The 6,593-nt window shown below is 38.6% G+C and carries 11 protein-coding genes; 3 read left to right on the top strand and 8 right to left on the bottom strand.

Annotated features, from left to right (window positions below; genetic code table 11):
* Positions 1-193 precede the first annotated feature (193 nt).
* The 3 genes from KPC_RS16675 (at position 194) to KPC_RS16665 (ending at position 1,584) form a co-directional block, all read left to right on the top strand.
* The gene (locus KPC_RS16675) at positions 194-652 is read left to right on the top strand and encodes a hypothetical protein (protein WP_121975475.1); all 459 of its coding nucleotides are present in this window, start codon (positions 194-196) and stop codon (positions 650-652) included.
* 270 nt (positions 653-922) lie between these two features.
* Positions 923-1,183: a helix-turn-helix domain-containing protein gene (locus KPC_RS16670; protein ID WP_004859483.1), complete on the top strand. Its 261-nt coding sequence runs from the start codon at positions 923-925 to the stop codon at positions 1,181-1,183.
* Positions 1,184-1,275: 92 nt separating this feature from the next.
* Positions 1,276-1,584, top strand: coding sequence for a NifB/NifX family molybdenum-iron cluster-binding protein (locus KPC_RS16665; RefSeq protein ID WP_004859482.1), 309 nt, complete (start codon positions 1,276-1,278; stop codon positions 1,582-1,584).
* Positions 1,585-1,662: 78 nt separating this feature from the next.
* On the opposite strand, the gene KPC_RS16660 is transcribed toward KPC_RS16665, so the two are convergent.
* From KPC_RS16660 to KPC_RS16625, 8 genes are all read right to left on the bottom strand, one after another.
* Positions 1,663-2,409 carry an SDR family NAD(P)-dependent oxidoreductase gene (locus KPC_RS16660; protein WP_228212294.1) on the bottom strand — a complete coding sequence of 249 codons (747 nt, stop codon included), beginning with the start codon at positions 2,407-2,409 and terminating at the stop codon, positions 1,663-1,665.
* Positions 2,410-2,471: 62 nt separating this feature from the next.
* On the bottom strand, positions 2,472-3,092 hold the full coding sequence (locus KPC_RS16655; RefSeq protein WP_121975474.1) for a methyltransferase domain-containing protein: 621 nt from the start codon (positions 3,090-3,092) through the stop codon (positions 2,472-2,474).
* A 24-nt stretch (positions 3,093-3,116) separates the two neighbouring features.
* Positions 3,117-3,452, bottom strand: a complete 336-nt coding sequence (locus KPC_RS16650; RefSeq protein WP_004988488.1) for a carboxymuconolactone decarboxylase family protein — start codon at positions 3,450-3,452, stop codon at positions 3,117-3,119.
* 55 nt (positions 3,453-3,507) lie between these two features.
* On the bottom strand, positions 3,508-3,903 hold the full coding sequence (locus KPC_RS16645; RefSeq protein ID WP_121975473.1) for a rhodanese-like domain-containing protein: 396 nt from the start codon (positions 3,901-3,903) through the stop codon (positions 3,508-3,510).
* Positions 3,904-4,003: 100 nt separating this feature from the next.
* Positions 4,004-4,786 (bottom strand): sulfite exporter TauE/SafE family protein, encoded by a 783-nt coding sequence (locus KPC_RS16640; protein ID WP_121975472.1) that lies wholly within the window; start codon positions 4,784-4,786, stop codon positions 4,004-4,006.
* Positions 4,787-4,853: 67 nt separating this feature from the next.
* Positions 4,854-5,726: an MBL fold metallo-hydrolase gene (locus tag KPC_RS16635; RefSeq protein WP_121975471.1), complete on the bottom strand. Its 873-nt coding sequence runs from the start codon at positions 5,724-5,726 to the stop codon at positions 4,854-4,856.
* 2 nt (positions 5,727-5,728) lie between these two features.
* Positions 5,729-6,145: a DUF6691 family protein gene (locus tag KPC_RS16630; RefSeq protein ID WP_121975470.1), complete on the bottom strand. Its 417-nt coding sequence runs from the start codon at positions 6,143-6,145 to the stop codon at positions 5,729-5,731.
* Positions 6,146-6,562, bottom strand: coding sequence for a YeeE/YedE family protein (locus KPC_RS16625; RefSeq protein WP_121975476.1), 417 nt, complete (start codon positions 6,560-6,562; stop codon positions 6,146-6,148).
* Positions 6,563-6,593 lie beyond the last annotated feature (31 nt).

The raw sequence follows: 6,593 nt of genomic DNA, 5'->3' as shown, positions 1-6,593 counted from the left end.
TTATAATATATTCCTAGTTTTGAAAAGCTGTAATTCCTGTCAACTTCGCAATGTACTTTATCTAAAGATGAGTAAATTAAAATTGATAATCAACGTTTGTCTCTTCTAACCAACAACTTACATCATATTTTATTTTTAAAATTATACGTTTTAATATATTATAAAAATGTAATTTCGATTAAAGCGTATTTACGTGCTCGTCAAATTGGGAAAATTGCTTGGTTTAATAGCAATCTTATTACAGATTACAGTGTTCCTACAGCCTTTATTACCCGAAAAATACTCTGTTTTTCGGGTGTGTAATAGTGTTGTCAATGCACTGTACTTAAAAGGTGCTCATACTACTCAACAATCTCCATTAACCAAACTAGGTTTGTATGAAGATCATACTAATGGGATGAGACAAACTCATACGCATCACTTTATTAATTTACAAAATCACCATCAGCAGAATAAAGGTTCACAGATTGATGACTATTGTCAATTTTGTTTAGTACATAGCTTTACTCTGCCTCTAGTTGATACAAAACTTAGAACAGTATTGATTAGAATACAAACTCTACTTCTACTATCTAAGACAACAACTTTATATAAACCTGCCCTAAATGCTCTTGAATTTCTGATTCCTGAAAGCCGTGCTCCCCCTGTTTAGTAGTTACACAATAAATTAGAAATGTATTTTTTCTGTGTTGTGTACTAGGGTCACCACATAATGACATAAGCTATATTAGAGTTATCTTTGCAGACCAAGTACACAGCTCAATATCTACATCTCTAGTCACGATAACCCGAATAGGAGTGGATAATTATGAGGCTTAGTATAACTAAACTAGTTTTGTTCTCTCCAACACCTCCAATCAGTTTCGGAATATTTTAAAGAGTTATTACTATTTTCCGATATATCGATACGGAAGAGACCATAATGAATCTATTTAAAAATGATCGTACTCAACCTGATCAAAATGAATTTATTAGCGGCTATTATCTGGGTTTAGCACAGCAAATTGTCCAGATCCGACAGGAACTAAACATCTCCCAGACAGAACTGGCCGCTAAATTATGCATTTCGGCTCGCACATTAGAAAGTTGGGAACGCGGAGTTCGCCATCCATCAAGTTCAGCACAGGCTTTAATCAAACTGCTTATAAAGTCACCTCAGTTTGTATTGGAAAATCTTTCCTGAAGAGCCTGAGCCATATTTTGAGTGATTTAAAAATCGTTAAGAACCGATACGAACCTGCAAAAAGATAACCGTATCGGTTTGGAGAAATTTTCATGTTTATTGTGATTACATCTCAGAACCGGCGTCATATTACGCCCCATGCGGGAAAATGTCGGAAATTCTGGAAATATGAATTAAAAGATGGAGAAGTGACTGACAAACAACTTATTGAAGTTGAAAAGGAGCAATCCTTTTCCCAGTCTGGAGAGGTACTCGAAAAACTGCTGCCTATGGATATATTCGTAACTACGGGAATGGGCGATCGATTACGAGAAAAACTCAGAAATATTGGTGTTCATGTCATGGTAACGGCAGAAATTGAACCAGAACAATTTATCTGCAGTTTAATTTCAGCCAAATAAAATTCTGGATTGAAGCTGTAATTTATCATGAACAAAATAAGAAAACCCTGCATCTGCAGGGTTTTCTTATTTAATTTATTATTGTGAAGTATAAGAACCATCAACAGTATATTGACTGCCGGTCACAAATGAAGCTTCATCAGACAATAGAAAAGCCACTACTTGAGCAACTTCTTCTGGTTTACCCAATCGGCCAACTGGATGAAGTTTCACTAATTCTGATTCCTCAAACTCTCCAATTAATGGGGTTTGGATATAACCAGGGTGAACTGAATTAATGCGTATACCTTGATCAGCATACTCTAATGATGCAGTCTTTGTCAGACCAGTCACACCATGTTTCGCCGCAACATATCCTGAAATGTTCTTTGTCCCGACTAAACCTAAGATTGATGCGGTGTTAACAATCGCTCCACCACCTGACTTAAGTATTGCTGGAATCTGATAATGCAGCCCATAGAAAACAGCATTCAAATTAATATCGATGACTCTACGCCAAGCCTCTATACTCAACTCAGCAATCGGATTGACGTCACCTAAGATACCCGCATTATTAAAGGCTAAATGAAGAGCCCCAAAGCTTTCCACGGCAAACTCAACAGCTTGCTTCATTTCCTCAGGATGAGATGTATCTGTTTTATTCGCAACAGCATGACCGCCAGCAGTCATAATTTCAGCTGCAACTTTCTCAGCTGCATCAAGATTAATATCTGAAACAACAACTTTTGCCCCTTGCTTAGCAAGAAGCAATGCCGTGCTTCGCCCAATACCCGAACCCGCACCTGTAACTAAAGCCACTTTATTATTAAAACGTGTTGACATCATAAACCTCTCTTTTTTATAAAATGAACATGTGAGCCATGCTCGTGCTTGAACCGTTTTACGCTCTATTTCTTCACTTGAATTGCAAATTGAACTACATGACATTTTCCGTTATGTAACTTGCCTTCATGACGTTCCTGCTCACCCACATAAAAATGATAAAGATGATCATTTTTAAATACTGAAAGAAACGACATTGGATCGTACAAATAGTTAATATCTTTCGGACCACCGGTTTGATAATCAATCTGCTCTTTAGAATAAAGCTCTCCAATAAACCAGCCATTGTTTGTCAATGCTTGACGAATCCCAGTGAGAACATTGAATTGAGTATTTTCGTCAAAATGCCCATACACACACATTACATTTTGATAATGCTCTCTTGGCCATTCGACATCATTGAGATCAATATTTCTCAGTGTGAAGTCAAAACCAGCTTGTTGGGCTTTTGCAGATAAGTGCTGCAAAGCAACTTTTGAGTAATCCCATATTTCTGCTGAAAATGAATCATTTTGCTGTTTCGCTTTATTAGCCAAATAAAGGATATTCCTCCCCTCACCCTCTGCTATAGCAAGAGTTTTTCCCACAATTGGAACCTGATCTGCTATCTGTTGAATAAAATGATTGGGCGAAATGCCATACAGATCCTGTGTTTGCGAATAAAGATTATCCCAATGCTGATTCATATCGTTTCCCAATGATTGAAAAAATTAAGCTGTGAATTCTTTAAATGCTTCCAATGCATTAGCGGCATACATCAATGAAGGACCGCCCCCCATATAAACTGCAACACCAAGCACTTCCTCTAATTCTTGCAATGTCATTCCCATTTTGACTAGGGTTCTGACATGAAAACCGATACATCCATCACATCGTGCTGCAACACCAATCGCTAAGGCAATCAGTTCTTTGGTTTTAGGATCAATAACACCATCTCGCATTGCAACTTGTGACAATTGATTAAAACTTTTCATTAAATCAGGAGAATCCTGTGCTAATGTTTTTAAACTGCCTGAAATATTTTGAGTTAATTCTTTGTACTTCATGATTTTCTCACTCGAATATCTATAAACTTAGATTAGACTTAAAATAGGAATCTAGTTATTTCTCTACTGGATAACCCTGCTCTAGCCATGCTTGAAATCCACCCTGAACAGATTTCACCTGAGTAAACCCCATATTCTGTAAAGTATCTGTAGCCAGAGCTGATCGTCCCCCCGTACCACAAATCAGATAAATCGGCTGATCCTTCAAATGCTCTAGCGCTTGGGCTGTATCACAGTGATGGCTAGCGAACGGATGCTGATGAATACGCATTTCTAAAACCCCACGTGGATAGTTCACAGCGCGATCAATAGCTGCTGCTTGAAACTCTTCGGGCTCGCGCACATCAATGAGAATTGTTTTATGATTTTTCATTGCTTCAAGTAAGCCGTCTACCGTCACTTCTTGAATTCGGTTCTTTGCCATTGAAATTAATTGTTCTGCTGTTTTCATTACTCTTCACCTCTTCTGATCTATAAAAATCTGGTCTCTGATTAAATATTCATGTCTTTAAAACGCAGTTTTTAAATTTGACTCTAATCTCTTGCTTGTATTAAGTTATCAAGACTGTAGAAATTAAATAAAATGCTACGCTTATGACAGTTATGGCAAAAACCTTTTGGATTTGACTATTCTTAACTAAAGGCATCAAACTTCGACCAATCAACATCCCGGCCATGCAAGCTAAAACGAAAGTCAGCGTGACCGAAATGGGGTATTGAAAACCATCTAAAATATGAGCTGAAATACTGACACCACCTATCAAGAAAATAATCATCAGCGAGGTCGCAACAATACTTCGCATATCAAGATCAGTTACTTTACTCAGTGCTGGAACAATCACGAAACCACCTCCAACTCCAAGCAAACCGGTAAGTAACCCTGCAACCAGACCAATACTGCCGAGTGACAATGCAGTTTTCATGTTCCAAATCAGACGACCAGTTGTTTGGTTAACTTTACACAGCACACCTATATGGTCATTCACTTTTTTAAAAAAAATCCGGTAAGCAACAACGAGCATGACTAAACTGAATGCCAATGTAAGCCATACAGGAGAAATTATTCCTCCCAGATGCACACCATAACGTGCTGAAGGAATGCTGATCAGTGCAATCCAAAGCGCAGCCCGATAACGTACTATTTTCTTAAATAAACCTTCAAATGTACCAACCAGGGCAGATAAAGTGACTGCAAGCAATCCAACAGGTGCAGCTTGTGCGACCGTCCACCCTTGACTTGCCATCAGTGCGGGTACAGCCAGAATGCCGCCACCTGCACCGGTTAACCCTAGCAAACCACCGATGACCAGACCTTCAAGTGTTAGCATCCACATCGCTACTGTCCCCCCCTCTCTTACCAATCCAATTAAACAAAACTTGTTGTTTAATCTAAAAATTTGCCTATTTGAAGTAATTAAGTGGAAGCTTTAAATAAGAAACACCATTCTCTTCTGGTTCAGGGAATTGTCCTGCTTTCATATTGATCTGTATCGAAGGTAAAATCAGTTTGGGCATACTTAAACACGCATCGCGTTTATTACGCATTTCAACAAAATCATCTTTGGTCGTGCCATGGTGAATATGGATATTCTGATTTTTTTGAGTATGAATATCCGTTTCACACATATAGGTATCGCGCTTTTCTGGCAAATAATCATGGCAGAGAAATACACGTGTTTTCTCAGGCAATTGATATAAGCTTTGTATTGAATCAAAAAGAATTGATGCGCTTCCCTTCGGGAAATCACAGCGTGCCGTACCATAATCTGGCATAAACAAGGTATCGCCCACAAACACGGCATCACCGATGACATAACTTAAGCAGGCTGGAGTATGTCCAGGAGTCGGGATGTTATATGCTTCGATTGAACCAATTAGAAATTGCTCATGATCATCAAACAAATAATCAAATAATTGTTGGGTATTCCACTGTTTGATATCCAAATGATAGATCGCAGAAAAGGTCTCTTGTACCGCAGCAATTCTCTTGCTCATGGCGATTTTTCCGCCTAATTTGGTTTTGAGATATTGTGCAGCAGTTAGATGATCGGCATGAACATGGGTTTCTAAGACCCACCCGACTGTTAAACCCTGCGCTTTGACATAGGTAATGATCTGATCGGCATGTGTGGTAGAAGTTGTGGCTGATGCAGCATCATAGTCCAGCACACTGTCAATAATTGCACATGACTTAGTGGCTGGATCACTCACCACATAACTGAACGTATTGGTATCTTCATGAAAAAAATCTTTTACAACAGGTGAATTTGACATGATTAAGCTCCTGTCCACTTACGGTGAAGCAAGACGCCTGCAAACATCGAGACAATAAAATACAGAACCTGATAATGCCCAAGACCAATCAAGGTAAAACTGGGTGCAGGACATATCCCAGCAATCCCCCAACCAATACCAAATAAAAGGCTGCCCGAGATCAATTTAAAATCAATTTTATGATTGCTAGGTAATTCAATTGGTTCATTAAATACGGTTTTAGGTGCCTGACTGCGTACCACCTTTTGAAAAGGAATAATTGCAATCATAATCGCCCCAATCATTACAAAAGCTAGGCTTGCATCCCAATCACCAAACAAATCTAAGAAGTTTAGAACTTTTTCTGGATTGGACATCCCTGAAAGCATCAAACCTATAGAAAATAAACCGCCGAAAATGAAAGCAAGAAAATTCTTCATTTAGAAAGCTCCTGTGACATGGCGAATCATGTAAACCGTAACAAATCCAGCGAGCATAAAACTCATGGTGGCTAGAATAGAACGTTTAGATAAGCGACTGATCCCACAAATGCCATGACCGCTGGTACAGCCTGAACCTAAGCGTGTCCCAAAACCCACCAATAGCCCAGCAATGATCATCATCAACGGACTGGCATTCAATTCAATTTCTGGCTGAACAAATCGCCCATAAATGAAGGATATAATGATCAAACCTGACATAAACCAAATAGCAGGTGTCTTAAATATCGTTTGAGGGTTTAGAATTTGTGCAACTAATCCACTAATTCCAGCAATACGACCATTTACATATAGGTAGCCAACTACAGCTGCACCTAGCAATAATCCACCGATAAAGGAAATCAAATAGTCATACATACAATTCAAATCACGCCAAACAATATATTTT

The organism is Acinetobacter stercoris, assembly GCF_900323515.1.
In the GTDB taxonomy this organism is placed as follows: domain Bacteria; phylum Pseudomonadota; class Gammaproteobacteria; order Pseudomonadales; family Moraxellaceae; genus Acinetobacter; species Acinetobacter stercoris.
Note: the sequence above shows the minus strand (reverse complement) of the source record. Positions and strands in the feature narration are given on the sequence as shown.